This window comes from Litorilinea aerophila (assembly GCF_006569185.2).
Classification (GTDB): Bacteria; Chloroflexota; Anaerolineae; order Caldilineales; family Caldilineaceae; genus Litorilinea; species Litorilinea aerophila.
In genome coordinates this window covers 112316-137857 of sequence record NZ_VIGC02000012.1, presented here as the reverse complement: position 1 = coordinate 137857, position 25542 = coordinate 112316, and the positions used below count along the sequence as shown (strand labels likewise).

The following is a 25542-nucleotide window of genomic DNA, read 5'->3' as shown; positions in this document are numbered from 1 at the left end:
AGGATCGCGTGCCATGCAGCGGCCTGAGCATGTTCTGATCGTGGGCGGCGGGATCTGTGGCCTGGGTATCGGCTGGGAGCTGGCCCGGACCGGCCAGCCGGTGACCGTGCTGGAACGGGGGGAGGTGGGGCCCGGGAGTTTGCCGGCAGCCACCTGGGCCGCTGCCGGCATGTTGGCTCCCCAGGTGGAGGCAGAACCCGGCGAGGAGTCGTTGCTGCCCCTGCTCCTGGAAAGCCGCGCCCGCTGGGCTGACTTCAGCCGGGAACTGCAGGAGGCCAGCGGCATCGACGTGGGCTATCGGACGGAGGGCACCCTGGTCGTGGCGGTGGACCGGGATCAGGCGGAGCGCCTCCAGTTCCAGTATGAGTTCCAGCGCAGCCTGGGCCTGGAGCTGAGCTGGCTCTCTGGCCGGGAGGCCCGGCAGCGGGAACCCCACCTGACCCGCCACGTGTTGGCTGCCATCTACAGCCCCCTGGACCACCAGGTGGACAACCGCAAGGTGATCCTGGCCCTGCGCAAGGCCTTTTTGGCCGCCGGTGGCACCCTGCGGGAACGCACCCAGGTGGCCGAGGTGTTGGTGACAACCGGCGACAGCGCTCCCCGGGTGTGCGGCGTCCGGCTGCAGTCGGGGGAAACCCTGTCGGCGCCCGTGGTGGTGATCGCGGCCGGCGCCTGGTCGGCCGGGTTGGCCGGGCTTCCACCGGAGGCCCGGCCGCCGGTACGTCCGGTCAAGGGGCAGATGATCGCCCTGCAGATGCCCACGGACCCACCCTTGCTGCGCCACGTGATCTGGGGGCGGGATGTCTACCTGGTCCCCCGCGAGGACGGCCGGCTGCTCATCGGCGCCACCGTGGAGGAGAAGGGCTTCGACGCCCGGCTCACCGCAGGCGGCGTGTACAACCTGCTGCGCCGTGCCTGGGAGACCCTGCCCGCCATCGACGAGCTGCCCATCGTCGAGACCTGGGCCGGGCTGCGGCCGGGCAGCCGGGACGACGCGCCCATCCTGGGGACTACGCCGGTGGAGGGGTTGATCCTGGCCACCGGCCACTATCGCAACGGCATTCTCCTGGCGCCGGTCACCGCCCAGGCCATCAGCCACCTGATTCGCACCGGCGAGACGCCGGAGATCATTCGCCCCTTTGGGCTACAGCGCTTTCAGCGAGGGTAGAAGATGGAGAGAACCATTACCGTGAACGGCGAGCCCCAACCCTACCAGGAGCAGACCGTGGCCGAACTCCTGCAGGCCCGGGAGATCCCGCCCGATCGACCTGGCATCGCCGTGGCCGTCAACGCCACGGTCATCCCCCGCAGCCGCTGGCACGAACACCGCCTCCAGCCCGGCGATCGGGTCGAGATCGTGCGGGCGGTGGCGGGCGGGAGATAGTTGGACAGTAGACGGTAGACAGTAGACGGTAGTCGGCGCATGCTGTCTACTGACTACCGACTACCGTCTACCTCTCTTCCCTTTCACACGGAGAAAAAATCATGCAAACACCTACCGTTCCACTCACCATCGCGGGCAAGACGTTTCGTTCCCGTCTCTTCCTGGGGACAGCCCGTTACCCCAACCAGCAGGTCATGCTGGATGCCCTGGAGGCCAGCGGCGCCGAGGTGGTGACCGTGGCCATGCGCCGGGTGAGCCTGGATGGCCAGGCGGAGAACCTCTTCGACCTGCTCCGGGGACGCTATCACATCCTGCCCAACACCGCCGGCTGCTACACCGCCCGGGATGCGGTGCTGACGGCTCAACTGGCTCGGGAAGCCCTGGGCACCAACTGGATCAAACTGGAGGTCATCGGCGACGATGAGACCCTGTTCCCCGACGTGGAGCAGCTCCTCCAGGCGGCCCAGGAACTGGTGGATGACGGCTTCGTGGTCCTGCCCTACTGCAACGACGACCCGGTCACCTGCAAGAAGCTGGAAGCCATCGGCTGTGCCGCGGTGATGCCCCTGGGCGCGCCCATCGGCTCGGGCATGGGCATCCGCAACCCCTACAACATCCAGATCATCCGGGAACAGTGCCAGGTGCCCGTCATCGTCGACGCCGGCGTGGGGACCGCGTCCGACGCGGCCATCGCCATGGAGCTGGGCTGCGACGGCGTCCTCCTCAACTCCGCGGTGGCCCAGGCCCGGGATCCGGTCAAGATGGCCCGGGCCATGCGGCTGGCCATCGAAGCGGGCCGCCTGGCCTACGAGGCAGGCCGCATGCCCCGCCGCCTCTACGCCAGCGCATCCAGCCCCCTGGAAGGGCGCATCCAGCTATGACCTTGCCGGATCCGCCCCTGCTGGTCATCACCCATCGGCGGATGGCCCCCCGGCCGCTGGCCGCAGTGGTGGCCGATGCGCTGGCCGGCGGCTGCCGCTGGATCCTGGTGCGGGAGAAGGACTTGCCCCGGCCAGCCCTGACTGCGCTGGTGCAGGAAGTGGTAGCCCTGGCCCGGCCCTACGGCGCCTGGGTGAGCGTCAGCGCCGATGCCCACGCCGCGGTGGAGGCCCAGGCCCACGGCGTCCACCTGCCCTGGGGGCAGGACATCCAGGCCACCCGGCAGGTGGTCGGGTCGGACCGGTGGGTTGGAGTTTCCGCCCATTCCCTGGCCGAAGCCCAGGCTGCGGCTGCGGCCGGCGCCGACTATGTCACCCTGAGCCCCATCTTCCCCACCGAGAGCAAGCCTGGCTATGGCCCGGCCCTGGGCCTCTCGGAACTGCATCGGGTCAGCCAGGCCGTTCCTGTGCCGGTCATCGCCCTGGCGGGCATCACCCCGCAGAACGCAGCCGCCTGTCTCCGGGCTGGCGCGGCCGGCGTGGCCGTGATGGGGACGGTCATGCGTGCGGCGGATCCAACCCGGGTGGTGCGTCAACTGGTGGCGGGACTCAAGAAAAGAAAGAAGATTGAAGATTAAAGATTGGGGCCTGGAACCCCTTTCCGTCACTACCCAATCTTCAATCTTCAATCTTCAATCTTCAACCTTCAACCTTCAACCGGATGGAGCAACAGGACGGAGTCCAAGATGAAATGTGACGTGGATTGGTCCGTGTATGTGATCACGGATCGGCGTGTGGTGGGGGGGCGGGACCTGTTGACGGCGGTGCGGGCGGCCATTCAAGGGGGCGCCACGGTGGTCCAGTTGCGGGACAAGGGCGCCACCACCCGGGAACTGCTGGAGCTGGGCCGTGCCCTGCACCAGCTCACCCAGGCCGCGGGCATTCCCCTCATCGTCAACGACCGGGTGGACGTGGCCCTGGCTCTGGACGCGGAGGGCGTCCACGTGGGCGATGACGACATGCCGCCCGCGCTGGCGCGGGCGCTCATCGGCCCCCAGCGCCTGTTGGGCGTCTCGGCGGACAGCGTGGCGGTGGCGCGCCAGGCAGAGCAGGCCGGCGCCGACTACCTGGGCGTGGGGGATGTCTTCGGCACCACCACCAAGCCCGACGCGGGCACGCCCATCGGCCTGGAGGGGCTGGCTGCCATCGCCCGTTCGGTGCGCATCCCCGTGGTGGGTATCGGCGGCGTCACCCTGGACAACGCGGCCGCGGTCATCCAGGCAGGCGCCGCCGGTGTGGCCGTCATCTCCGCCGTGCTGGGCGCGCCAGATCCGGCCGTCGCTGCTCGGACCCTGCGGAGCCGGGTGCGCCAGGCTCTGGTCGAACCTTCGGCGAAAAACCTGGATGAAATACAGGAGGAGCGTTCCCCATGACCTTATCCACCGACCTGTGGCAGGCCAGCCGGGAGCTGGCCCAGGCCTGCCTGGCACATCCCTTCGTCCAGGGAATTGCCACAGGGAAGCTGCCCATCCAGGCCTTCCAGTTCTACGTGGGCCAGGATGCCTACTTCCTGCAGGCCTTTGCCCGGGGCTACAGCGTGGCCGCGGCCCGCTCGCCGGACTGGGAGGGCTTTCAGGCCTTCCACGAGCTGGCCGGCGGCGTGCTGGAAGAGCTGCGGCTGCATCACGAGTACGCCCACCGCTGGGGGGTAAACCTGGGCGCCGTGACGCCCAGCCCCGCCACCCGGCGCTACACCGATTTTCTCCTGGCCACCGCCTGGAGCCAGGAGGTGGGGGTGACGGCCGCGGCCCTGGCCCCCTGCATGCGCCTCTATGCCTACCTGGGCCAGCGCCTGGCGGAGCAGGGACCGGCAGCCGATTCCGCATACCGGGAGTGGATCCAGACCTACAGCAGCCCCGAGTTTGACGCCCTGGCCCGCCGGCTGGAAGGGCTGGTGGACCGCTACGGCCGGGACGACGATCTGACACGCAGCGCCTACGCCTATGCCATGGCCTGCGAGCTGGATTTCTTCCAGGCTGCCTGGGAAGGAGGAAAATCATGAAGAAAGTGTTGACCATCGCCGGCTCGGACTCTGGCGGCGGCGCGGGCATCCAGGCCGATCTGAAGGCCTTCGCCGCCCGGGGCACCTACGGCATGAGCGCCATCACGGCCCTCACCGCCCAGAACACCGTAGGCGTCCAGGGGGTCTTCCCCGTCACGCCCGAGTTCGTGGCCCAGCAGATCGACGCGGTCATGGAGGATCTGGGCGCGGATGCCTGGAAGACGGGGATGCTGGCCAACGCCGCCATCATCCAGGTGGTGGCCGAGCGGGCCCGCCACTACCGGGTGGAGCGGCTGGTGGTGGATCCGGTGATGGTGGCCAAGAGCGGCGATCCCCTGCTGGAGCCAACGGCCCGGACCGCGCTGGTCGAGCACCTGCTACCCCTGGCCTACCTGGTGACGCCCAATCACCACGAGGCCCAGGTCCTGGCCGAGATGCCTGTGGGCACCCTGGCGGAGGCCCGGGAGGCGGCCCGGCGTATCCACCGCCTGGGCCCCCGCTATGTGCTGGTCAAGGGGGGGCATCTGCCCGCCGCGGAAGATGCAGTGGACGTGCTCTACGACGGGCGAGACTTTCAGGAGTTCCGCGCGCCCCGGGTGGACACGCCCAACACCCACGGCACAGGCTGTACCTTCGCCGCGGCCATCGCCGCGGAGCTGGCCAAAGGCGCCGATGTGGCCCAGGCGGTGGCCGCAGCCAAACGCTACCTGACCGCGGCGCTGCGGGCCGGTGCCGCGCTCCGGCTGGGCCGTGGCCACGGCCCGGTGGATCACTTCCTGGGCCAGGCAGTGGCCGTTCCCTGAGGCCCCTGGGGGCCATCCAGGGCCGCGGTCAGCTTCTGAAAAAGCGCTTCTGTCGCGCGCAGCCGTGCCAGCCAGGGCTCCACCACGGCCTGGCTGCCGAGCTCTTCCCCACAGCGGCCCAATGTCCGCGCTGTTTCGTCCACCAGCGCCTGCAGGGTCGCCAGCGCCGGGCCGAAGCGGTCGAATTCGGCGGCGCTGCGCAGGAAGGTGCGGAGCATCTGCCGCCGTTCGCCGAAGCCGTGGGGCGCACCGGCTGCACGGCCCATCCGGCTGATGTCCCCGCGAGAGAGGTAGAGGCCGCTGTGGACCGGCGTTAACAGAAAGCCGGCGATGGCGTCCAGGTCGGTGTGGGGGGCATCCAGGTCGGGTAGGGTGGACCCTTCCCCTGCCGGCAGTGTTGGCTGGGCCCGGCTGTTCTCCGTCAGCGAGTGCCGTCGCTCCACGGCCAGGGCCAGGGTCAATCCGGCCAACTCGGCGTAGAAGGGATCGCCCTGCCGTTGCACGGCCACGGTGAAGGCCGGCAGCCAGGCCAGCAGGTGCTCGTCCAGGAAGCTGGCCTGGAGTTGCCGGGCCCGGGCCACCATGTCTGCGCGGCCATCCTCCCACGCCTCGGCCTCTGCCTGGCACAGGAACGCCAGCGCAGCCAGCTCATGGGCCAGGTGATCGGCCGGCTCGCTGTCCTCGTCCACGGCAAAGCCCATCTGCCGATAGCTGGCCCGCACCCGCTCCGTTTCCGCACCCCCCAGCAGCCCGGCAGGGTCCAGGAAGAGGCTCTGGTAGGGGAAGACGTTGAGGCCGAAGAGGGTCTGGAAACTGGCCGCCGCCGCGTCCGCGTTGTAGGGGCGGGGCATCACGGCAGACAACGCCGGCAACCCCTCCACCTGGTCCCAGAGAGCGGGCGTCAGCCCATGGCGGTAGAGGTGGCCGAAGAGGTCGAAGGCCCGGGCGCAGGCCACTGCTGCCTGGTGGCTGGAAAACATGGGGCTACGCACCGGACGGGGTGTCCACGGGCGGCCCTGCTTCGGAGTCGTGGAGATGGCCTTCCGCCGTGGGCAGCCGGTAGGCCGCGGGGGTCGGCTTGAGGGGCCGCTTGAGCCACAGGGGACGGCGGTTACCATCGGGGCTGACCCGGTTGGCCGGCCGGGTCAGGGCCAGCCACTCCCGGTAGACCTGCATGGAGCGATTGGTGTCTACCCACACGTCGCCGTGGCGGTCGCCGGGCTCGGCCTTGCGCACGTCCACCGCCTTCTGGAGCCAGCAGTGGGCGCCGCTTAGCGGGTCGGGGTGGACGGCGTGGGTCAGGTTCTGGTGCACGCCCACGTCTTCCCACCAGATGCGCTCGCTGTCGGGGTCGAAGCTCTGCCAGGGCCGCGCGCCGTGGATGTGGTTAAGCTGGAAGTGCCCCGATTCGTCCTCCTCCAGCCGGGCCAGGGCCGACATGCCGGGGTTAACCCCCAGATCCTCCTGCAGGCGCCAGCGCCCCAGGTGATGGCTCATGGCGATCACGCCCGGCTTGATGCCCTCGGTCACCCACACGGTATCCACAAAGTAGCCGATCTCGGTGGTCACCCGCACCAGGTCGCCCGTTTTGACGCCGATGCGTCGGGCGTCGCTGGGGTGCATCCAGACCGGATTCTTGTGGCTGATCTCGTAGAGCCACTTGGCGTTGGCGCTGCGGGTATGGATGAGGGTCGGCAGGCGGAAGTTGGGCAGGAGGATCATCTCCCCCTTCTGCACGTCGATGTGGTCTGGATGGACGTGACTCTTGAGGGGCCAGGGGATGGTATACTCCCGCTCCGGCCAGCCCCAGGCGTAAAGCGTCTCGCTGAAGAATTCCAGCTTGCGGCTGGGCGTGTCGAAGCCAACTTTGCGCTCGCCGTCCACCTCCACCCCCTGGCCTGGCGGCGCTGGCTGCTCGTAGGGGGTGTAGTTCTCCCGCTTGATCTCGAAGACGCCGTACTTGCGCATGTACGCCAGCGGCGTCAGCCCCTCAGCGGCCGCGGCTTCGGGCAGGCCGGGCACGCTGTTTTCGAAGATCCAGCGGTAGTACTCCTCCACGGTGATGATCTCGCCCGGTCGGTAGGGACTCTCGAACCACTGGCGTACGCCCAGGGATCCGTCGGGGTCCATGCGCGCCGACAGCTCGATCCAGAACTCGTTTTCTTCCCACACCTGGCCCGGGTTGGCCTCGTAGGTGTAGCGGACCTGGCGCCCCAGCTTTTCCATGGCCACCCGGCGCACCGGCTGGCGGAACGCGATCCACTGGCCGGCGTGGGTCTCCTGGCTCATGAGGTCATGGCGCTCGCCGGCGTGGCCCATGGGCAGCACGTAGTCGGCGAACCAGGCCGACTCGTTCCAGGTGGGGGTGAGGGCCACGTGCAGCTTGATCTTGGACTCGTCCCGCAGCGCCTTGAGCCACATGAAGCCGTCCGGGTTGATCCACATGGGGTTGTAGACGCGGGTGAAGTAGACGTCGATGCTGCCCCGGCCTTCCTCCAGGAAGTGGGGGAGGAGGAAGCTCATCTCGTAGTGGGCGAAGGGATATTCCAGGGGGAAGTGGAGTTCGTTCCACGCTTCCCCGGCCGGCGGGCTGGCGAAGGGCTTGGGTACGAACTTGTTCCACTCGTTGCCGGAAGTGCCCCCGCGCGTGCCCACGCTGCCGGTGAGCACGTTCAGAAAAAAGAGGGCCCGGGCCACCTGCCAGCCACCCAGGTTGCCGATGCTGGCGGCCCGCCAGACGTGCGCGGCCAGCCGGCCGTCGCAGTCGGCGATCCATTCGGCGGCCTGGCGGATGCGCTCCACCGGGACCTGCGCCTCCTCCGCCGCCCGCTCGAAGGTGAAGTCCTTGTAGAGGTGTTTGAGCAATGCGTCGAAGTATTCGAAGGAGAAAGATTGAAGATTGAAGATTGCGGTCCGGAGCTCTTCATCTTCAACCTTTAGCCTCTGATCTTTCACTGCCGCCAGCGTCTCCTGCCAGTTGACCCAGCGGCGCACGAAGGTTTTGTCGTAGCGGCCGGTCTGGATCAGGTGGTTGGCTATGGCCAGCAGCACCGTCGTCTCGCTGCCGGGCCAGGTAGGCAGCCAGAGGTCGCTCATGCTGGCGGTGTTGCTCAGCCGGGGGTCCAGGGTGATGATCCTGGCGCCGGCCATCTTGCCCTCGATGATGCGCTGGGCGTGGGGGTTGAAGTAGTGGCCGGTCTCCAGGTGGCTGGAGATGAGCAGGATGACCCGGGCGTGGGCGTGGTCGGGGCTGGGCCGGTCGAAACCGCCCCACAGGGAGTAGCCCAGCCGTGCGCTGGCCGAGCAGATGTTGGTGTGGCTGTTGTGGCCGTCCACGCCCCAGGCGCTGATGCAGCGGTTGGTGTAGCCGTCCTCGCCCGGCCGGCCCACGTGGTAGACGATGCCATCCCGGCGCTGGAGGCGGCTTTCCCGCATGCGCGCGGCGATGTCTTCCAGCGCCTCCTCCCAGGTGACCCGCTTCCACTGGCCTTCCCCACGCTTGCCCACCCGCTTAAGCGGATAGAGGATGCGCTCCGGGTCGTAGGTCTGGTTGTGGGTGGCGGGGCCTTTGGCGCAGTTGCGGCCCCGGCTGCCAGGGTGCACCGGGTTGCCCTCGAATTTCTTGATCTCCAGCGTCTCGCGATCCACGTAGGCCAGCAGGCCACAGGCGCTTTCACAGTTGAAGCAGACCGTGGGGATGAGCATGTAGCGCCGGGCCACCCGTCGGGGCCACGCCTTGCCGTCCCACTCCACCCAGTCATCCCACTTTTCAGCCGGCGGGTACTGACTCATGCGGCCGTCGGGGTGATGGACGACGGTCATGGGGACAGGCTCGGGCACCCGTTCTGTAGGGGCAAAGGTGGGCAGACCGAAGTCGTCCGCCTGTCGGGGGGACGGGTGGGCGTCGGTGTTCCGACCCAACAGGGCGGACAAAAGCCGGTGGATCTTGGATTGTTCGGTCATGTCGCTACGCTTTCGATGGTTCTTTATTTCCAATCACCCAATCAACTGTTCGGCAACTCCTGGGGCGCCATGACGAAGGCGTATTCGAAGAAGTACAGCCCGACAATGGCGCAGAGGCCGGCCAGAGCCGCCAACAGGGGCGCAATCGGCGTGGCCAGGAAAGCCAGCGCCATCAACGCCAGCGGAGCCCCATGGCCGAGCAGCACGCCCCCCTGCCAGAAGTGGCGGCGATAACGGCCGTGGCGGATCTCGTGGGCGGCCCGGGCGGCCAGCTCTGTGGCATGGGGCATGGCGAACTCGCCGGCCAGGGTCACGAAGAGGTCCACCAGCAGCGCTACCGCCAAGGTCACCTGGGTGAATCGGGTCAGCTCGACGGGCATGGCCAGGAAGAGGTCAAGCACCAGCAGCGCACCGGAGCCAGCCATCAGGGCCTGGATCACCAGGTGGAAGGGCAAGAGCGGACTCTGCCAGAGATCTCGCCCTTCTGCCTGGCCGAAGAGAAAGGCGGTGTAGGTGGCCACCCCCACCGCCAGCGCACCACCGATCCAGAGGAGTGGCTGCCGCAGGACCTGGCTGAGCGCGGGGGGCAGCATGTGCAACAGCGCCCCCGTCTCCAGCAGCCACCACAGGCCGGCGACGGCGGAAAAGCCCACCAGGATGAAGGCGCCCCGGGTCAGCCAGCTCTGCCACTGGGGCCGCAGGAGGATGGACAGGAAACGTTCCGGTCGCTCCAGGTCATAGACCAGCAGCCCGGTGGTGATGGCGATGAAGAGCAGCGAAATCAGGCCACCCAGCGAGGCGGTCAACCCGTCGAAGGGGCTGAGGCCCAGGCCAAAGGCCAGGGCCAGGAGCAGGAAGAGGCCCGCGCCGATGCCCTTGGTGACCAGGTAGGCGGGCACCGGCCAGTGCCAGGGGATCTTGTGCTGGGCGTTGTAGGAGACCTGCACCATCTGTTCGGCCATGCGTCCCTGGCCGATGTGGATGGGGCCCCCGATCGGATCGCCCTGGGGCTGGGGAGAGCGAATGGACACGCCCGAGGGGGCGGTCCGGCGGGTGGCCGGATAGAGGGCGGCGTTGACTGCCGGGGGAGAGGCTCCCCTCGCCGGATCGCTGCCGGCCGTTTCCGCTTCGTGCTTACCGTCTCGAGGTCCGGCGTGGAGCGGGATCACGTCTGCCCACAGGAAGGTCTCCGGCGTGCGTTCGGTGGCCGTGGGGTGCAGCGCCCAGTCGTTGCCGTCGATGTAGAAGAGCTTGGGCGCGGTGCCCTGCTCCGGCTTGCGCACCGTCACCTGTTGGGTGGCCAGGAGGCGGCTGATCTCCGAAGCGGGGTCGTCCATGTCCCCGGCGATGATGGCGTGCTCCGGGCAGACGACCACACAGGCCGGCTCCAGCCCCAGCTCGACCCGGTGGGAGCAGTAGTGGCACTTGGCCGCGGTGTGGCTCTCCGGGTCGATGTAGATGGCGTCGTAGGGGCAGGCCTGCATGCAGGCTTTGCAGCCGATGCAGGCGTCGGGATCGAACTCCACGATGCCATCGGCCCGCTGGTACATGGCCGTGACCGGGCAGATGCGCACACAGGGTGGGTTGGCGCAGTGGTTGCAGCGGGTCACCTGGAAGTGACGCCGGGTATCCGGGTATGCCCCGGTCTCCACGTACTTCACCCAGGTGCGGTAGACGCCCAGGGGGACCTCGTTCTCGCTCTTGCAGGCGGTCGAGCAGGCGTGGCAGCCGATGCACTTGCGGTTGTCGATGACGAATCCGTAGTTCATGGCGGGCTTTCAGGTGGGCCCATCTCCCCAATGGAGCCCCGCCCCTGCACCAGGCGGCTGGGCCCCATTGGAAAGATGGGCGGGCAGGTTAGTAGCGGAAGATGGCGGCCAGCCCGTTGGTATCCGGCATGGCATCCGGCTCCTGGTCGGGATCCACCACGTACACCTTGCCCCGGTTGAGGAAGGTGTGGGCCGCGGCCAGGTCACACAGGTCCTCATTGTCCGGGCCGGGCGCCTCGTCCAGGTGGACGCGCTGGCTCTCCACGTCGAAGGTGCCCCAGACATGGTGTTCCCGGGTCAGGAAGAGGACATCCACCCGGCCCTGGTAGGCGGCCGGCACGATCTCCTGGATGTCGTTGGCCGTCTTGCCGGTACCGGCCAGGGCCTTGTAGCGTTCTGCGGCCTCCTGGCGAGGGGCGCGGAAGACGGGCTCCACCAGGGGCCAGGCTCGCTGGTGGAGTTCCTGGGCGCTCAGATCGTCTGGGTTGCCCAGGATGGCCTCTTCCAGCAGGTGGTCATAGGTGTTGACTTCCCGGTAGATGCCCAGCAGGTAGTCCACGCCGGCCAACACCAGGGGGGCCTGCTCTTTCTGCAAAACCTCAGCCAGCGCCCGGTCGATCCCCTGCAGGTAGCGGGCCAGGTGGACCTTGCGGTCCTCCTCACCGCCGCCGTGGCCGTGGAAGATGATCTGCCCGCCGCCGGCTGCGCCTGGCGCATCGGCCGAATGATATTGGGTCTGGGGTTCAAATTCGTCGTAGCGCAGCGCGTCGGCCAGGCTCTTGGGCATCTCCTCCACCGGGACTTCCTCGATCTCGAATCGGCTGCCCTGGAAGAGGCGGGCCTGTTTCTGGCTCAGGGCCAGCAGGTAGAAGAGGCCATCGCCGCTCAGCAGGGGGAGCAGCGGCGTGATGTGGAAGCGGTCGGACACCACCACCTCCGGCTTGAATTCCAGGGGGAGCCGGTACAGGCGGGTGGTGGCCCCTTCGATGAAGAGGGCCAGGCCGTGGCTCTGGTGCTGCCAGAAGTAGCGGTCGTCCAGGTAGCTCCGGGCCTTCTCCAGCCATTCCCGGGCCTCTGCCGCGCGCACGCCCCCCTGGACCAGCTTCTCTTCGGCCTCGTTGAGCAGATTTTTCAGCTGGATGGGGTTCTGCTCAATCTCCGGGCCTGCCGTCTGGGTGGGCAGATAAATGGAGACACACAGTGTGTCTCGACGGCCAAGCAATTGGCGCAAATCCTGTTCAGTGAAGTTGTCTCGCATAGAATTTCCCTCCGATGTCACCTGCTATGATTTCGCATTCTCCGGGGTCCAGGCTGGCTCTGGCGAAAAACCATTCGCCAGCAGCCAGTCCAGCTCTGGCCCAGGCCAACGGACCTGGCGCCAGTTCACCCGGTTTTGGGCGTCGAACCGGATCCCTTCTGCCTCCAGCAACTGGCGCTGCCGGGCGGTACCCTGGCTGTCGGCCCGGGGGCTGATCTTCCCCTGGGCGTTGATGACCCGCTGCCAGGGCACGTCGCTGTCCGCAGGCAGGGCTGCCAGGGCATAGCCCACCATGCGCGGGGTGCACCGACCCACCAGGGCGGCGATCTGGCCGTAGCTGGCCACGTAGCCTGCCGGGATCTGGCGCACCAGCGCATAGATGCGCTCATAGGTGGCCTCGCCCGGGCGCCTTCGGATCCGGTCTCCGGTTTTCACCGTTTTCGCCTCCTCCCTGTGGATGCAACCAGGATACCGTCTTTTGGCCTTGCTGGCTGTGTCGCAGCTTCCAGGTGACAGGAGCAACGCCCCTCAACGCCCACCCTGGCTGAGGGACACCAGCCGATGGGGCAGGGTTTGCCACCAGACAGGGGCCGCCTCCACCCGCAGCAGATGGGTAGCCTGGTCCGAGTCCCGCGCGCCTAGACCGGCCGCCACCACCCGGGTGTGGGGATCGGCCGCGAGGGAGCGGGCAAGGGAAGCCTCCAGCCGCTGATCCGAACCCACCAGGAAGACCTGGACCAGCTCTGCCTCCGGTCGGTCCAGCAGGTAGTCGATATGCCAGAAGCAGCGCTTGGGGGATGGGCGGGGGAGCTCCGTCGGAAAGCCAGCTTCCTGCAGCTCCCGGCGCAGGCTGCGTTGCAGGGACATCCAGATGGGGTGCGGGGGCGCCTGGCCGCTGCGACAGGCGTGGCGCAGCACTCGGCGGGCCAGGGTGGCGCTGCCCCGTTTCCCCATGGCCGAGCCCACGTAGAGATAATCGCCGGCCGGCAGGGGAATGGGCTCTCCACCCCGGAAGCGGCCGAAAGCCACCTTCGCATCTTCCCCAAGCGCGATGCGGAGTACGTAGGCGCCCCAGGGAAGGACCCGGGCGCCGACCCAGATCGCGGGCGGGACTTCAGCCATGGTCATTCACCTTCGCACATAAGGATGTGGCACTGCAGGCCCTATCATACCATCGCCAGCGGTCATCTGGAAAAGCGGTTGAAACTGGACGTGGCGGCAATTCGCGTACGACAAAAGCCCCTTTTCGCATCCTTTCATGTGGAGTATCCTGTTGTCCGGAGTGGAGAATACCAGACGCCTGTGCATGGGCGATGGATTTGAAATCGCTGGTTTCTCCAGGGGACTCGACTATACTTTCAAGCGTAGACAGGAGGTGAAGTAATTTTGTTTGGGGGAAATTGGGCAGTTGGATGGAGTTGGAGAAGTCGACAGAACATCGGCGCCATCGGGCCATCCTGCGTCCCGGGGCGCTGCTGGTCGATCCTGCTGGCAGCCTGGATGACGATGCTGGCTACCGGCTGCCTGGGCGTACGGGCCGCACCCCCCGGCGCGACACCCACAGCCTCGCCGGCCCTTACCGTCTACGGCTGGGCCGGCTACATGCCCCAGTCCATCCTGGACGATTTCACGGCCGAGTTCGGTGTGCCGGTGACCTATCTGGAATTTGCGGGCTACCGGCAGGCCCTGGCTGAGATCCGGGCCGGCCAGGTCTACGACGTGGTGGTTTTGAGCAATGATGGGGTCGCCAGCGCCTCGGCTGAAAACTTGCTGGCACCGCTGGATCCGGCGGCTGTGCCCAACACGAAAAACCTCTCACCCAATTTTCGGGACCTGGTCTACGATCCCGGGAACCACTACTCGGTTCCCTTCCAGTGGGGCACCACGGGGCTGCTGGTTCGCACCGATCTGGTGGCCGGCCCGGTGGACAGTTGGACTGCACTCTGGGATCCGGCCTATGCCGGCCGGGTAGCCATCTGGGACATGCCCCGAGATGTGATCGGTATGACCCTGAAATCCCTGGGCTATTCCCTGAATTCTGAGGACCCTGCTGAACTGGAGGCCGCGGCCGCCCGCCTGGCAGAGTTGCAAGGCCGTGTGCTCATTCTGGACAGCACCGTCGCCACCCTGGCCCCGGAGCTGGTATCTGGCCGAATCGTGCTGGCCATGGGCTGGGGCTACGATTACCTGGCGGCCCGGGAAGAAGTGGAGACGGTGGACTATGTGCTGCCGCGGGAAGGAACCCTGCTGTGGGTAGACCATCTGACCATCCCGGCCAACAGCCCCCATCGGGAACAGGCCCAGCAATTCATCAACTTTATCCTGCGACCGGAGATCAGCGCGCGGATGGTCAACGAGCTGGCCGTGGCAACACCCAATGAGCTGGCCCGGCCCTACATCGATCCGGCCCTACTGGCCAACCCAGGGGTATACCCTCCCCTGGAGGCGCTGGAGCACGCCGAGCTCTTCCTGCCCCTGAATGCTGCTACCCTGGAGCGCTACGACCAGATCTGGCAGCAGTTCCGGTCGGCCGGGGCGACCGTGGCGCCGTGACCGAATCGGTTCCTTGCATGAGCCAATAAGGTAAACCAGCTCCCCATCTCATGAAAGTGGTTGGTTATGGTTTCCCAGTTTCAATTTCGTCGTACCGGTAAATTGCGCACCACGTTGCTGGCGGGCGTGGGCCTGATCTTGCTCGCTGCCCTGGGCTTCCTGGTCGTTGGGGTGGTGAGCCACATTTCTCGGCTGGAACGGGAGATGTGGCTGGAGCGCCAGTTGACCGAGGCCCAGGAGGCGGAAACCGCCCTCACCCACTACCTGGACCACATCGTGGATGCCACCCTGAGCCTGGCCGGCCTGGTATCGACCGATCAGGCGGGGTCGTTGGAAGCCTTGTACCGTGGCATTCTACACCACGACACCGTTCTGCTGGAATTGATCCGGGTTTCCGCCGAGGGCCGAACCCAGGTGAACGTCTATCGGGACCGGGCCTCCCTGGTGGAGCCCTTCGTTCCACCCCAGTCCCGCTGGTACCTCGCGGCCAAAGGAGGGCAGGCCTATTTCAGCGATGTCTACTTCACGCCCCAGGGCATGCCCTATGCCATCGCTGCCCAACCAGCCGCGGATGGCGGCGTGGTGGCGGCCCGACTGGATCTGGCCCAGCTGTTGACGGAGGTCAGCCGCCTCCAGTTCGGTCGGACCGGCCAGGTCTACCTGGTCAATCAGTTTGGCCAGGTGATCGCCCATCCCCAGGTCGAGTACGTGCAGAATCAGCGTTCCATCGCCGACCGGCCCGAATTTCAGGCGGTGCTGAACGGGGAGGCGTGGAGTGGGGTCTACACCAACCTGGAAGGGCAGCGGGTGTTGGGGACGGTGCGCCCTCTGCCCGAGACGTCCTGGTACATCTTCACAGAGATAGACTACGACGAAGCTGTGGCTGCCAGCCGCAATGCCCTGCTGATTTTGGGAGGGCTGATGTTGCTCTTTGGCTGGGTGGTCCTGTTCGGGACTGCCTCCCTGTTGGAGCGTCAGCTCTTCCGGCCCCTGCAACGGCTGCAGGAAGGGGTGGAACGCCTCGGCGCCGGCGAACTGAGCCATCGCATCCGCCTGCATGTCCGCAACGAGCTGGGCGAGCTGGCCTGGGCCTTCAACCGCATGGCAGGCGAGCTGGAAGCCCGAAACCAGCAGCTCCTGGCCCATGCCGAATCTCTGGCAGCCGAGGTGGAGGAGCGGCGGCGGATCCAGGAGGAGCTGGCCATTGCCCGGGATCAGGCCCTGGAGGCTTCCCGCCTGAAGTCCGAATTTCTGGCTACCATGAGCCATGAGATCCGCACGCCCATGAATGGCATCGTGGGCATGACCGACCTGCTGGCCGCGAGTCCCCTCTCGCCGGAGCAGGCCGACGCGGTGGAGACCATCCGCACCAGTGCCCACGCCCTGCTGACCATCATCAACGACGTGCTGGATTTTTCCAAGATCGAGGCCGGCAAGTTGGTGATGGAATTCCAGGATTTTGACCTGCGCAAGCTGGTGGACGAAGTGGCGGATCTCCTGGCGGCCCGGGCCTGCGAAAAGGGGGTTGACCTGCTCACCTTTGTCGAGCCTGGGCTGCCCCCCTATGTTCGGGGCGACTCAGTTCGGCTCCGTCAGGTGCTCCTGAATCTGATGGGTAACGCCGTCAAGTTCACCCGACAGGGAGAGGTGGTGGTACGGATCACAAGCCAGCCGCCCGGACCAGGGGACGGCCCGATCCAGCCCCGTCTCCATGTGGCTGTTCAGGATACGGGACCTGGCCTCCCCGAGACCGTGTTGACCCACCTCTTTGAGCCCTTCGTCCAGGGGGATGCCTCCACCACCCGACGCTTCGGCGGGACGGGCCTGGGGCTGGCCATTTCCCGGCGCCTGGTGGAGCTGATGGGTGGCGAGATTGGGGTAGAAAGTGTGCCCGGCCAGGGCAGCACCTTCTGGTTTACCCTGCCCCTGGTGGCCGGCACAGCCTCCACCGACGCCGCGCCCGAGACTTCCCCTGACCTGAGCGGCATCCGGGTCGTGGCGGTTATCCGCCATCCCCTGGAGCGGCAGATTTTGCAGCAGTACCTTCGGGCATGGGGCGTCTGCCACGCCATTACCGGCGATCTGGAGGAGGCCCTGGCATCGTTGCGACGGGCCTGTCCGGCAGAGCAGGTCACCGTGGCGCTGTTGGACGCAGCCTGGCCCTCCGTAGAAGAGCCTGGTTTCCTGGTCAGGCTGCGGCAGGAAATGCCGCCGGGAGAGGCGCACCTGGTGGTCCCCCATCGAGTGGACCAGCGACTTCGCGTCGCCCAGTGGCAGGCTGACGGGGCCTTCGCCTGCCTGGCCAAACCGCTCCACCAATCCCGGCTGCTGGACACCCTGGCCAACGCCGCCGACCGTACCCATAGCCGCCGGGTTGGGCTGCCCACGCCGTCGCCGACCCAAACCCCGGAGAGCTTCCCGGCCAGCCGCGCCGGCGAGCAAGCTCCCCTCATTCTGCTGGCCGAGGACAACCTGGTCAACCAGAAGGTGGCCCGCCGCATGTTGGAACGGCTGGGCTATCGAGTCCATCTGGCAGCCAACGGCAAAGAAGCTGTACAGGCAGCCCTTCACCTGGCCTGCGATCTGATCTTGATGGATTGCCAGATGCCCGAAATGGACGGTTTCGAGGCGACCCGGGCCATCCGGGCGGCGGAACATGGGCGTCGAAAGCCGATTCCCATCGTCGCCATGACGGCCAATGCCATGGAGAGCGACCGGCAGGCCTGTCTGGCGGCGGGCATGGACGATTTCCTGGCCAAGCCCGTGCGCCTGGAGGATCTGAAGGCTCTCTTGGAGCGCTGGCTGGCCCAGTCGGTGGAAGGGGAACCGCCACCCGTGAATGGTCTGCCGGCCGGAGAGGCTTCTGCGACCCAGGCCGGGGCGAGTTCCCGGTAGTCGCCCCGGCTGCGGGTGGGCCTATGCCCGCTCGATGCCGATGGCGAACATGCGCTCCAGGTCGTGCTTGGAGTAGGCCTTGAACGCGATCAGGGTCTCGGTCTTTTCGATGCCGTCGATGCGTAACATGCGGTTGGTGACCAGGTCAGCCATCTGTTCGTTGGTCTTGACCCGGATGATGGCCACCAGGTCGAAGCGGCCGCCCACCGAGTACACCTCGGCCACCCCATCCATCTCCACCAGCTGCTCGGCAATCTCGTTGATGCGACCATGTTGGACGTTGATCAGCACAATTGCGGTTACCATCGCTTGCCTCCTCTCTTCTGGCGCGAGGTGCGTAGGGCATCCACCGATCCATGAACCACGCTCTACGCACCACCCACTACGTTGCTATTGCCAATCGACGAACCCTGAAGCCGCCTCCCTCACTCTTCCCGGATGACCACCTTGAGCATCTTGTCCCCCTGGCGGATGGCGTTGACCACATCCTGGCCCTGGATCACCTTGCCGAAGACCGTGTGTTTGCCGTCCAGATGGGGCTGGGGCGAGTGGGTGATGAAGAACTGGCTGCCATTGGTGTTGGGGCCGGCGTTGGCCATGGAGATGACGCCGGTCTCGTGGCGCAGGGGGTTGTCCTTCACCTCGTCCTCGAAGCGGTAGCCTGGGCCACCCCGGCCGGTGCCCGTGGGGTCGCCCCCCTGGATCACAAAGTCGCTGATGACCCGGTGGAAGGAGACGCCATCGTAGAAGCCTTCCCGGGCCAAAAAGACGAAGTTGTTGACCGTCTTGGGCGCGTACTCGGGATAGAGCTCCAGGACGATGGTCCCCCGGTTGGTCTCGATCTGCGCGGTGTAGCGCTTGTCGGGGTCGATCTGCATGGCGGGGGGCTGCGACCACTGTTTATGGGGCATGGGGTTTTGTCCTTTCCTTACAAGATTTCAATCAAGGTTTCAATCAAGGTTTCAGTCGAAAGTTTCACCTGGTCAACGATCCCGGCGGCGACGCCGCAGGAGGATCTCCGTCAGCGCACCGCCCAGGGTGCAGAAGGCCCCGGCGAAGATGGCCATCTGCCACACCCCGGCAAAGACCAGCAAGCCCAGGAGAACGGCGCTGGCCATGCCGCCGATGAAGGCGTGCATGGCGCCCCGGCTCTCCACGTAGAGGGCCGTGGCCACGCCGGCCAGTACGGGCGCGGCTACTGTGGCCAACAGCTCTGGCGCCAGGGCCCCTGGCCCGAACAGCCGCCCGACGAACAGGTGGGCCGCGGTGACCAGGAAGAGATTGGCGGCCAGGGCGAACAGGATGCCGGTCCAGCGCAGCCTCGGCGCCGGGGCCGACGGACGGTCGTGTAGGCTCATCAGGGCGTATCCAGGGTTTCCGGGTTTTGCAAGGCGTCCCAGTTCGGTTCGTTGTATCTCTCCCGCCGCCAGCGGAAGCCCGGCTCCACGATCTGGCCTGGCTGTCGGCCATGCACCAGCAGTTTGAGCGCCTCGAAGATCATCGTGCGCTGCTGGGCCGGCGCGTGGGGCTCCCCCAACGGGTGGCCCAGGGGCCAGCGGACGAAGACCGCCCGGGGCACGCCGACGGCCTCGGTCAGATCCCGGGCCAGGGAAATGGCCACGGTGGGGATCCCCACCGATTCGATGGCTCGTGCGATCAGTCCCACGGACCGATTGCACAGCCCTCAGGCCGGCGTCAGGAGGGCAAAGTCCACCTCATCCTGCCGCAGCTTCTGGGCCACCTCCGGCGCGGTCCGCCGGGTGAGTACCTGGATCAGCTCGCCATCGATATGGCCCATGAAGCCAAAATGGCGTGGGGCTACCTGGCCGATGACGCCCTGCGCCGCCAGGTCGCGAAAGTGTTCCAGCGGAAAGATGACGTTGATGTCCTGGTCCGCGTCCCGGTGATCGTAATACTTGTGGGTGATGGTGAGCTCGGCCAGGGCCACGTCCCCCGGGATCTCCCGATAGGTGGCGTCGCCGTCCGGGTTTTCCATGTCGAAGGGGCGCTGGTCGACCCGATGGACGCCGCCGGTGGTGATCAGGGCGGCCCGGCATTGGGCCAGGGGCTTCGCCAGCCGGGCAAAGGGGATGCCGGTGGCTGGATCGATCACGGCGGGCATGCGCCCGGCCCGCCAGCGGGCCCACCACTGGGCCACCGATGGGATGGCGAAGATGCGGTTGCTGAGACGTTCCAGCCAGGAGCCACGGTCGGTTTGGGCCATATGTTTCCTCTTTTACCGGTTGCAGTTGTCACCGGTTGCAGTCTGGGGGCGGGCCAACAGGTCTTCATTGTAGTGGGAAATCACCGCCCGCGCAATAACGTCAACAACAGGGCGGCGCAGGCGGGTGCTGCTGGCTGCGCCCGTCATAGCTGCACCCAACGCATCTCCCCATGGCTGCGCCGGGCCGCGTCCAGGGCCCGTTGGACGGCCAGGCCGTCGTAGAAGCTGGCCGCATCGGGCAGGGTGGTGACGCCGGTGCTCAGGGCGCCGGCCACGGCCCGGGCCAGGTAGTAGCTGCCCACGGCAAAGGGGGTGTCGATGGGCAGTTGGGCGCGATCCACCAGGGGCTCCTCCGGCTCGATGGGCTCCCACTCGCCGTTGGGGAAGGCGGCCCCTCGCTTGCCCCAGAGCCGATCCGACCGGTCCAGGCGCAGGGCGCCATCGGTGCCCACCACCTCCAGGGCCATGCCCCGGTGTTCGGGGTCCAGACCGGTGACCACCAGGGTGCCCTGGGCGCCGCTGTGGAAGCGCAGCCACAGCTCCGCGTGGTCGTCCGCGGTGACCTGCTGGGGCGTGTTGGTGGCCGGGTCGGTGCGATAGTAGTGGCCGATCTGAAGCCGGGCGCTGATGGCCTCGATGCGCCCGAAGATCCAGCGGGCCAGGTCCAACAGATGGCTGCCCAGCGCGGCCAGCATGCCGCCGCCCCGGGTCGCGTCATGGTGCCAGCTGAAGGGCGTAGCCGGGTCCAGCCGGTAGGGGTAGCGCCAGTCCATGTTGACCGTGAGCACGTTGCCCACGTAGCCGTTACGCACCAGCCGGCGCAGTTGGGCCCGCAGGGGGTGGAAGCGCAGCTCATGGTCGAGGATGGCCATCTGATCGGGCGCGGCCTGGGCCGCGGCCAGCATGGCTTCGGCTTCGGCTACGTTGAGGGCCGCCGGCTTTTCACAGATGACGTGCTTGCCGGCCTGCAGGGCGGCCACGGCCATCTCCCGGTGGAGGTAGGGCGGCGTGACGATGCTCACCACGTCCACCGTTTCGGCCGTGATGAGCTCCTGCCAGGATGCGTACACCTCGGGGATGCCCCAGCGCTGGGCCACCCGTTGGGCGTTCTCCACGTGGCCCGCGCAGATGGCCTGGGCGGTCAGGCCACCCAGTTGGAAGGTGGGGATCTGGACCCGTTCGGTCCAGCCTGCGCCGATAAAACCGACCCGGACGGTTCGTTCGCTTGTCTGCATCGTTCACTCCTCGGTCATCGTTCACTCTTCGGTCGAGGTCGACGAAGGACGAAAGACGGATGGGCCGTTTCCAGTTCCGGTTCCAGGCTGGAGGGCAGCCTGATAGACGGCCTCCAGCCTGGGGACGATCTGGGCCCAGCCGTAGTGGTCTTCCACAAAGCGGCGGGCCTGGTGGCCCAGCTGCCGGCCCTGGGCGCCGCCCTCGGCCTGATCCTGCAGCAGATGAACCACGGCGGCGGCAAAGGCGTCCGGTGTGTCGGCCAGGAGGAGCTCCTGGCCGTGGGTCACGGGAATGCCCTCCACCCCCAGGCGGGTGCTGACGATGGCCTTGCCGCAGGCCATGGCCTCCAGCGCCTTGAAGCGGGTGCCGCCGCCCACCCGCATGGGGATGACGTAGACGGCCGCGGCGTGGATGTACGGTCGGGTATCCGGCACGGCACCGGTGATCTCCACCGCCGGGTCGCTGCGCAATACGTCCAGGCGCGGGTGGGGGTTCATCCCCACGATCTGGAAGCGGGCTTCGGGCATCTGCTCCCGAACCCGGGGCAACACTTGTTGGCCGAACCAGAGGGCGGCGTCGATGTTGGGACGGTAGTCCATCTTGCCGGTGAAGACCAGGTTGGGACTGGTTGATTGGGCCGGGGCCGGGCGATAGGCTTCCAGATCGATGCCGTTGGGCACCACCGCCACGGGGACGTCGGGCACGATGCGCTGGAGGGCCTCACGGTCGGCCGGGCTGACGGCCACGGTGGCCGTCGCGGCCCGGCAGATGTGGGCCTCGTACCGGCGGAGTTTCAGCCACTGGATCAGGCTGTAGGCGGCGGCCACCCAGCGGCGGGGTTGGCGAAGGTCGGTGAATGCGTTGCGCTGCTGGAGCAGGTACTCGCAGTTGTGATCGTCGAAGATCAGGGCTGGGCGGCCTTCCCGGCTGGCCCTCACCGCCTGCAGGCCGTACTGGGCCATCTCGATCCCCTCCACCTGGACGATGTCATAGGCCTCTGTCTGGGCCAGCTCCTGTACCAGGCGATGCATGGCGGGGCTTTCCAGCCGCAGAGCCATGTCGGGCCGGCTGGAGGTGAGGGTGGTCCAGGCCCGTTGGGCCAGGCTGCGTGCTGGCTGGGAGGCGGTGAGGATGCGCCGGCAGTGCTGGTGGAGGCGATTCTCCGGGCTCAGGGCTTCGCCAGGGGCCAGGAAGGTGGCCAGGTCAACCTGGTGTCGCCTGGCCAGCTCCCGGATCAGGTTGTAGTTGCGGATGGTGGTGCCCTGGCGCGGGGGATAGGGAAGCTGGGGCGTCAGTACCAGAATCCGCATGTCCTTGGCCTGGATCACTCCGCGGGCTACAGGCGATTGGCCGGCCGGGAGGACGCGGGCGTGCGCCCGGCGGCGGGCAGGGAGGACGGCGATGTCAGCGCCTGTTGATAGACTTCCAGGGTCTTGCGGGCGGCGATTTCCCAGCTGAAGCAGCGGGCCCGTTGCAGCCCCTTGGCCCGCAGCTCGGCGTGGAGGTCATCGTCGGTGAGCAGACGGTGGAGGGCCACCGCGATCTCCTCCCAGTTTTTGGGGTGGACCAGGAGGGCGGCGTCGCCCACCACTTCGGGGAGGCTGCTCACGTTGCTGACGATGGTAGGGGTGCCGCAGGCCATGGCTTCCAGGGGTGGGAGGCCAAAGCCTTCGTAGTGGGCGGCGTGGACGTGGCAGCGAGCTCCCACGTAGAGCTTATGGAGGTCGTCGTCGCTGACCCGGCCCAGGAGGAAGGTCTGCTTTTGCAGGTTCAGGGTTTCGATGGTGGCCAGGGTCTCTTCGTATAGCCAGCCTTTGCCCCCGGCGATGGCCAGGCCCACATCCCGCAACCCGTACTTGTCCAGCAGGTAGCGGAAGGCGTGGAGCAGGCCGTTCACATTTTTGCGCGGCTCGATGGTCCCCACGAAGAGCACGTAGGTGGGCGGCAGGCCGAACTTGCGGCAGACCTCCTGCCGGGTGGTCTCCTGGGGCAGGGGCACGAAGCGGGCGTCCGCGGCTTCGTAGATGACGCTCACCTTGTTATGGGGGACGCCCAGTTGGGCGATCAGGTCCTGGCGGGTGCTTTCGCTGGGCACGATGATGTGGCGCGCCCGGCGCACGGCCCGGTCGATCTGGCCGTAGTAGGCCGCGCTGTCCTTGGTCAGGAAGTGGGGCCAGTGGAGAAAGGCCAGGTCATGGACGGTGATGACCGTGGGCACCGCCGCGTGCAGGGGCGGAATGAAGTCCGGACTGTGGAGCAGGTCCAGCGGGTGCAGGAGCAGCTCCAGGGGAAGCATGAACTGCTCGAGCCGTGTGTGGACCGGCGCGAACAAGGTAGCCCGGCGGAAATTGGGCTGAGAAATCAGGGGGGTCCGGTGCTTGCGGTGCTGGAAAATGGTAAACGTATCACGCTGGTTCAGTTTCGCCAGGGCATGGAGCAAGTGCCAGGTATACCGGCTGATCCCGGCAGGCTGATGGTACATCAGCCGAGCATCAACGCCAATTTGCATAGTGGTATTCTCATTGGGAAGCTCTGCAGGGAACGAACACCGACCGTGCCGGCCACAATGCCATCTGCTACCACAGCCAGGGTCATCTGTCTACGCTGACACCTACCCAGGTGGCCCGTGCAACCAAAAGTTGACGGCATTTTAGCAGCCGACTTTGCCATTGGTCAAACCAAAGCCGCGCCTTTCTCCGCTCCCTCCAGACGCCAGAGTCAGTTTCAGTCGTTTACGATTTCGACGGGGAATCGGCATCCTGCCGTGAAAGCCGTGAAAAAAGGACGCAGATTCACGCCGATGAACGCTGAACAGCGACGCATCCCCGATCCAGGTATATTTCATATTTGTCGGTGCAGGCTGTAGGGACAGGGGCCCAGAGGGGTCCCCGCCCTGTCCGTGACTTGCCCTGTCCGTGACTTGCCCTGTCCGTGCCGGGCGCAGCAAGCAGCGCCCCTACGTCGGCGTCCGATGGGCGAACGCCGACGATCTTGAACTATACCCCCCGATCCAGGCCCGTTTGATGGCCCACTTCCGGCAATGGTATAATCAAGAACGTTTCGCGCCAATAGGATGGATCTGATACTTCGCTCATCTACTCCGCGAACCTGGATGCAGACCTTCGCCAGCGCGCTGCCGCTGGCTGAATCGACCCAGGCGGTCGATGAGCCTGACACTTGAGGTGAGATACCATGGACATAGCCCAACTTGCCCAGATGGTCAACTGGTTGGACGAAGAACACCGTCGGGATCGCGCCGAGATCGCACGGCTGCAGCAGCGCATCGAGGCCCAATCCGCCGACATCATCGAGCAGGCCCGGCGCATCCAGGAACTCGAGAGCCGGGTGGCCGGCACCCAGGCACACCTGGCCAAGTTCGGCCAGATCGAGCACGCGATCCAAAACACCAAGCACGAGCTGGCCGGCATGATCGAGCGCATCGAAGAGGCCCGGGTCCAGGGGCAACGGGAGCTGGAGCGGGCCCGCTTGAGCGACCGGGAGATGCTCAGCCGGGAGATCAGCGAGCTGCGCAAGGAGCTGCCCCGCATCACCCGCCTGGAAGAAGCCATCGACATCCGCTCGGTGGAGGACGACCGGCTCTCCGAGCTGATCATGGGCGTGCGCAACCAGATCGGCGCCCTGGCCAAGGAGATCGAGGAGCGCACCCGCCAGATTCCCTTCCTGGCCGAGCAGCGCACCAGCGACACCAAACGCATCGCCCAGCTTCAACAGGAGACGGTGGAGCTCTTCAAGCGCATCGAAGCCGTGTCCGGCCGCATTCCCATCCTGGAAGAAAGCGTGCGCAAGACGGCCAACGAGGTGGAGAAGATCCCACCCATGGTGGAGAACCTGCGGGAGCAGCAGGTCACCTTCATGGAGAAGGTCCGCTCCACCATCGTCGACCGGGAACAGGTCATCGCCCGCTGGCAGGAGACCCTGGAAGAACACAAGTCCCTGGTCAACCAGGCCTACGAGCGGGTGCAGAACTTCGCCCAGCAGATCGACATCAGCCGCCGGGCCGTCCACGAGATGCAGGAGTTCAAGGACCTGATCCTGCGGGAGCAGAGCCAGGTGCAGGAGCTCCAGCGCCTGGCCGAAGAGCGCACCCGCCGGGAGATGGACGAGTTCCGGGAAGATTTCGAGAAGAAACGCCGCAAGGCCGAGCTACGCCAGGAACATCTCTGGTCCGAGCAGGACAAGTTCAACCGGGAGATCGTGGAGCGCTTCCCCCCCATCCACCACGACCTGAAGGTCCACGAGGCCCTCATCCAACAGCTCTGGAAGTTGCAGGAAACCTACGGCAACTACTTCCTGACCACCGCCCAGGCCTGGCTGGAAGGCATGCAGAACGCGGTCAAAGAGCGGGACGAAAAGGTGCGCACCATGGAGGAGGAGTGGCAGCGCCAGCGGCGCAACGCCGAACTCTACGCCAGCCAGGTGGCCGGCCGTCGCACGCCCGGCGTGATGACCGGCGACAACTCGGCCGAGCAGAAGAACGGCGCCCCCCGGGGCTAGGG

At 66.7% G+C, this 25542-nt stretch carries 24 protein-coding genes; 10 read left to right on the top strand and 14 right to left on the bottom strand.

The features are described 5' to 3' along the window. Positions 1-13 precede the first annotated feature (13 nt). From thiO to thiD, 7 genes are all read left to right on the top strand, one after another. A complete protein-coding gene (thiO, locus tag FKZ61_RS11320; RefSeq protein WP_141610228.1) occupies positions 14-1168 on the top strand; it encodes a glycine oxidase ThiO in 1155 nt (384 codons plus the stop codon). 3 nt (positions 1169-1171) lie between these two features. Next, positions 1172-1384 carry a sulfur carrier protein ThiS gene (gene thiS / locus FKZ61_RS11315; RefSeq protein WP_141610227.1) on the top strand — a complete coding sequence of 71 codons (213 nt, stop codon included), beginning with the start codon at positions 1172-1174 and terminating at the stop codon, positions 1382-1384. Between the two features lie 101 nt (positions 1385-1485). After that, a complete protein-coding gene (gene thiG / locus FKZ61_RS11310; RefSeq protein ID WP_141610226.1) occupies positions 1486-2265 on the top strand; it encodes a thiazole synthase in 780 nt (259 codons plus the stop codon). After that, positions 2262-2900, top strand: coding sequence for a thiamine phosphate synthase (locus FKZ61_RS11305; RefSeq protein ID WP_141610225.1), 639 nt, complete (start codon positions 2262-2264; stop codon positions 2898-2900). Before thiG ends, FKZ61_RS11305 begins: the two co-directional genes overlap by 4 nt. 108 nt (positions 2901-3008) lie before the next feature. Continuing rightward, positions 3009-3695, top strand: coding sequence for a thiamine phosphate synthase (gene thiE, locus FKZ61_RS11300; protein WP_141610224.1), 687 nt, complete (start codon positions 3009-3011; stop codon positions 3693-3695). After that, positions 3692-4324: a TenA family protein gene (locus FKZ61_RS11295; RefSeq protein ID WP_141610223.1), complete on the top strand. Its 633-nt coding sequence runs from the start codon at positions 3692-3694 to the stop codon at positions 4322-4324. The genes thiE and FKZ61_RS11295 overlap by 4 nt, the downstream gene beginning before the upstream one ends. Beyond that, positions 4321-5127 carry a bifunctional hydroxymethylpyrimidine kinase/phosphomethylpyrimidine kinase gene (gene thiD / locus FKZ61_RS11290; RefSeq protein WP_141610222.1) on the top strand — a complete coding sequence of 269 codons (807 nt, stop codon included), beginning with the start codon at positions 4321-4323 and terminating at the stop codon, positions 5125-5127. Before FKZ61_RS11295 ends, thiD begins: the two co-directional genes overlap by 4 nt. On the opposite strand, the gene FKZ61_RS11285 is transcribed toward thiD, so the two are convergent. The 6 genes from FKZ61_RS11285 to FKZ61_RS11260 form a co-directional block, all read right to left on the bottom strand. Further along, a complete protein-coding gene (locus FKZ61_RS11285) occupies positions 5094-6107 on the bottom strand; it encodes a TorD/DmsD family molecular chaperone (RefSeq protein ID WP_170199586.1) in 1014 nt (337 codons plus the stop codon). The genes thiD and FKZ61_RS11285 overlap by 34 nt on opposite strands. Positions 6108-6111: 4 nt before the next feature. Then, complete coding sequence (locus tag FKZ61_RS11280; protein WP_407659900.1) at positions 6112-8949, bottom strand: molybdopterin-dependent oxidoreductase; 2838 nt, start codon at positions 8947-8949, stop codon at positions 6112-6114. A 182-nt stretch (positions 8950-9131) separates the two neighbouring features. After that, a complete protein-coding gene (nrfD, locus tag FKZ61_RS11275; protein WP_141610220.1) occupies positions 9132-10859 on the bottom strand; it encodes an NrfD/PsrC family molybdoenzyme membrane anchor subunit in 1728 nt (575 codons plus the stop codon). A gap of 88 nt (positions 10860-10947) precedes the next feature. Beyond that, positions 10948-12117, bottom strand: coding sequence for a baeRF7 domain-containing protein (locus tag FKZ61_RS11270; protein WP_141610219.1), 1170 nt, complete (start codon positions 12115-12117; stop codon positions 10948-10950). Between the two features lie 24 nt (positions 12118-12141). Next, the gene (locus tag FKZ61_RS11265) at positions 12142-12552 is read right to left on the bottom strand and encodes an MGMT family protein (RefSeq protein WP_229964212.1); all 411 of its coding nucleotides are present in this window, start codon (positions 12550-12552) and stop codon (positions 12142-12144) included. Between the two features lie 93 nt (positions 12553-12645). Continuing rightward, a complete protein-coding gene (locus tag FKZ61_RS11260; protein WP_170199584.1) occupies positions 12646-13239 on the bottom strand; it encodes a GIY-YIG nuclease family protein in 594 nt (197 codons plus the stop codon). A 378-nt stretch (positions 13240-13617) separates the two neighbouring features. On the opposite strand from FKZ61_RS11260, the gene FKZ61_RS11255 reads away from it, so the two are divergent. After that, positions 13618-14670, top strand: a complete 1053-nt coding sequence (locus FKZ61_RS11255; RefSeq protein ID WP_141610217.1) for an ABC transporter substrate-binding protein — start codon at positions 13618-13620, stop codon at positions 14668-14670. A gap of 66 nt (positions 14671-14736) precedes the next feature. Continuing rightward, positions 14737-17565, top strand: a complete 2829-nt coding sequence (locus tag FKZ61_RS11250; RefSeq protein ID WP_141610216.1) for a hybrid sensor histidine kinase/response regulator — start codon at positions 14737-14739, stop codon at positions 17563-17565. Between the two features lie 21 nt (positions 17566-17586). Here the strand turns inward: FKZ61_RS11250 and FKZ61_RS11245 are convergent, their stop codons facing one another. The 8 genes from FKZ61_RS11245 to FKZ61_RS11210 all read right to left on the bottom strand — a co-directional run bounded on the left by FKZ61_RS11245 (position 17587) and on the right by FKZ61_RS11210 (position 23534). Continuing rightward, a complete protein-coding gene (locus FKZ61_RS11245; protein WP_141610215.1) occupies positions 17587-17871 on the bottom strand; it encodes an Lrp/AsnC family transcriptional regulator in 285 nt (94 codons plus the stop codon). Between the two features lie 119 nt (positions 17872-17990). Then, positions 17991-18476 carry a peptidylprolyl isomerase gene (locus FKZ61_RS11240; protein WP_141610214.1) on the bottom strand — a complete coding sequence of 162 codons (486 nt, stop codon included), beginning with the start codon at positions 18474-18476 and terminating at the stop codon, positions 17991-17993. Positions 18477-18548: 72 nt separating this feature from the next. Then, positions 18549-18923 (bottom strand): hypothetical protein, encoded by a 375-nt coding sequence (locus FKZ61_RS11235; RefSeq protein ID WP_141610213.1) that lies wholly within the window; start codon positions 18921-18923, stop codon positions 18549-18551. Next, entirely contained in the window at positions 18923-19231 is a 309-nt protein-coding gene (locus tag FKZ61_RS11230; protein WP_141610212.1) for a hypothetical protein, read from the bottom strand. Before FKZ61_RS11230 ends, FKZ61_RS11235 begins: the two co-directional genes overlap by 1 nt. 18 nt (positions 19232-19249) lie before the next feature. Then, entirely contained in the window at positions 19250-19789 is a 540-nt protein-coding gene (locus tag FKZ61_RS11225) for a glycine/sarcosine/betaine reductase selenoprotein B family protein (RefSeq protein WP_141610211.1), read from the bottom strand. Between the two features lie 143 nt (positions 19790-19932). Next, complete coding sequence (locus FKZ61_RS11220; protein ID WP_141610210.1) at positions 19933-21024, bottom strand: Gfo/Idh/MocA family protein; 1092 nt, start codon at positions 21022-21024, stop codon at positions 19933-19935. Between the two features lie 21 nt (positions 21025-21045). Next, the gene (locus tag FKZ61_RS11215) at positions 21046-22335 is read right to left on the bottom strand and encodes a glycosyltransferase (protein WP_141610209.1); all 1290 of its coding nucleotides are present in this window, start codon (positions 22333-22335) and stop codon (positions 21046-21048) included. A gap of 26 nt (positions 22336-22361) precedes the next feature. Continuing rightward, a complete protein-coding gene (locus tag FKZ61_RS11210; RefSeq protein WP_141610208.1) occupies positions 22362-23534 on the bottom strand; it encodes a glycosyltransferase family 4 protein in 1173 nt (390 codons plus the stop codon). A 683-nt stretch (positions 23535-24217) separates the two neighbouring features. Between FKZ61_RS11210 and FKZ61_RS11205 the strand changes: the two genes are divergently transcribed. Next, on the top strand, positions 24218-25540 hold the full coding sequence (locus tag FKZ61_RS11205) for a coiled-coil domain-containing protein (protein ID WP_141610207.1): 1323 nt from the start codon (positions 24218-24220) through the stop codon (positions 25538-25540). The last annotated feature ends 2 nt before the right edge of the window (positions 25541-25542 follow it).

Coding starts and splice junctions, on each gene's coding strand:
- thiO (WP_141610228.1), top strand. CDS start 14: ATGCAGCGGCCTGAGCATGTTCTGATCGTGGGCGGCGGGATCTGTGGC.
- thiS (WP_141610227.1), top strand. CDS start 1,172: ATGGAGAGAACCATTACCGTGAACGGCGAGCCCCAACCCTACCAGGAG.
- thiG (WP_141610226.1), top strand. CDS start 1,486: ATGCAAACACCTACCGTTCCACTCACCATCGCGGGCAAGACGTTTCGT.
- FKZ61_RS11305 (WP_141610225.1), top strand. CDS start 2,262: ATGACCTTGCCGGATCCGCCCCTGCTGGTCATCACCCATCGGCGGATG.
- thiE (WP_141610224.1), top strand. CDS start 3,009: ATGAAATGTGACGTGGATTGGTCCGTGTATGTGATCACGGATCGGCGT.
- FKZ61_RS11295 (WP_141610223.1), top strand. CDS start 3,692: ATGACCTTATCCACCGACCTGTGGCAGGCCAGCCGGGAGCTGGCCCAG.
- thiD (WP_141610222.1), top strand. CDS start 4,321: ATGAAGAAAGTGTTGACCATCGCCGGCTCGGACTCTGGCGGCGGCGCG.
- FKZ61_RS11285 (WP_170199586.1), bottom strand. CDS start 6,107: ATGTTTTCCAGCCACCAGGCAGCAGTGGCCTGCGCCCGGGCCTTCGAC.
- FKZ61_RS11280 (WP_407659900.1), bottom strand. CDS start 8,949: ATGACCGTCGTCCATCACCCCGACGGCCGCATGAGTCAGTACCCGCCG.
- nrfD (WP_141610220.1), bottom strand. CDS start 10,859: ATGAACTACGGATTCGTCATCGACAACCGCAAGTGCATCGGCTGCCAC.
- FKZ61_RS11270 (WP_141610219.1), bottom strand. CDS start 12,117: ATGCGAGACAACTTCACTGAACAGGATTTGCGCCAATTGCTTGGCCGT.
- FKZ61_RS11260 (WP_170199584.1), bottom strand. CDS start 13,239: ATGGCTGAAGTCCCGCCCGCGATCTGGGTCGGCGCCCGGGTCCTTCCC.
- FKZ61_RS11255 (WP_141610217.1), top strand. CDS start 13,618: ATGACGATGCTGGCTACCGGCTGCCTGGGCGTACGGGCCGCACCCCCC.
- FKZ61_RS11250 (WP_141610216.1), top strand. CDS start 14,737: ATGGTTTCCCAGTTTCAATTTCGTCGTACCGGTAAATTGCGCACCACG.
- FKZ61_RS11245 (WP_141610215.1), bottom strand. CDS start 17,871: ATGGTAACCGCAATTGTGCTGATCAACGTCCAACATGGTCGCATCAAC.
- FKZ61_RS11240 (WP_141610214.1), bottom strand. CDS start 18,476: ATGCCCCATAAACAGTGGTCGCAGCCCCCCGCCATGCAGATCGACCCC.
- FKZ61_RS11235 (WP_141610213.1), bottom strand. CDS start 18,923: ATGAGCCTACACGACCGTCCGTCGGCCCCGGCGCCGAGGCTGCGCTGG.
- FKZ61_RS11225 (WP_141610211.1), bottom strand. CDS start 19,789: ATGGCCCAAACCGACCGTGGCTCCTGGCTGGAACGTCTCAGCAACCGC.
- FKZ61_RS11220 (WP_141610210.1), bottom strand. CDS start 21,024: ATGCAGACAAGCGAACGAACCGTCCGGGTCGGTTTTATCGGCGCAGGC.
- FKZ61_RS11215 (WP_141610209.1), bottom strand. CDS start 22,335: ATGCGGATTCTGGTACTGACGCCCCAGCTTCCCTATCCCCCGCGCCAG.
- FKZ61_RS11210 (WP_141610208.1), bottom strand. CDS start 23,534: ATGCAAATTGGCGTTGATGCTCGGCTGATGTACCATCAGCCTGCCGGG.
- FKZ61_RS11205 (WP_141610207.1), top strand. CDS start 24,218: ATGGACATAGCCCAACTTGCCCAGATGGTCAACTGGTTGGACGAAGAA.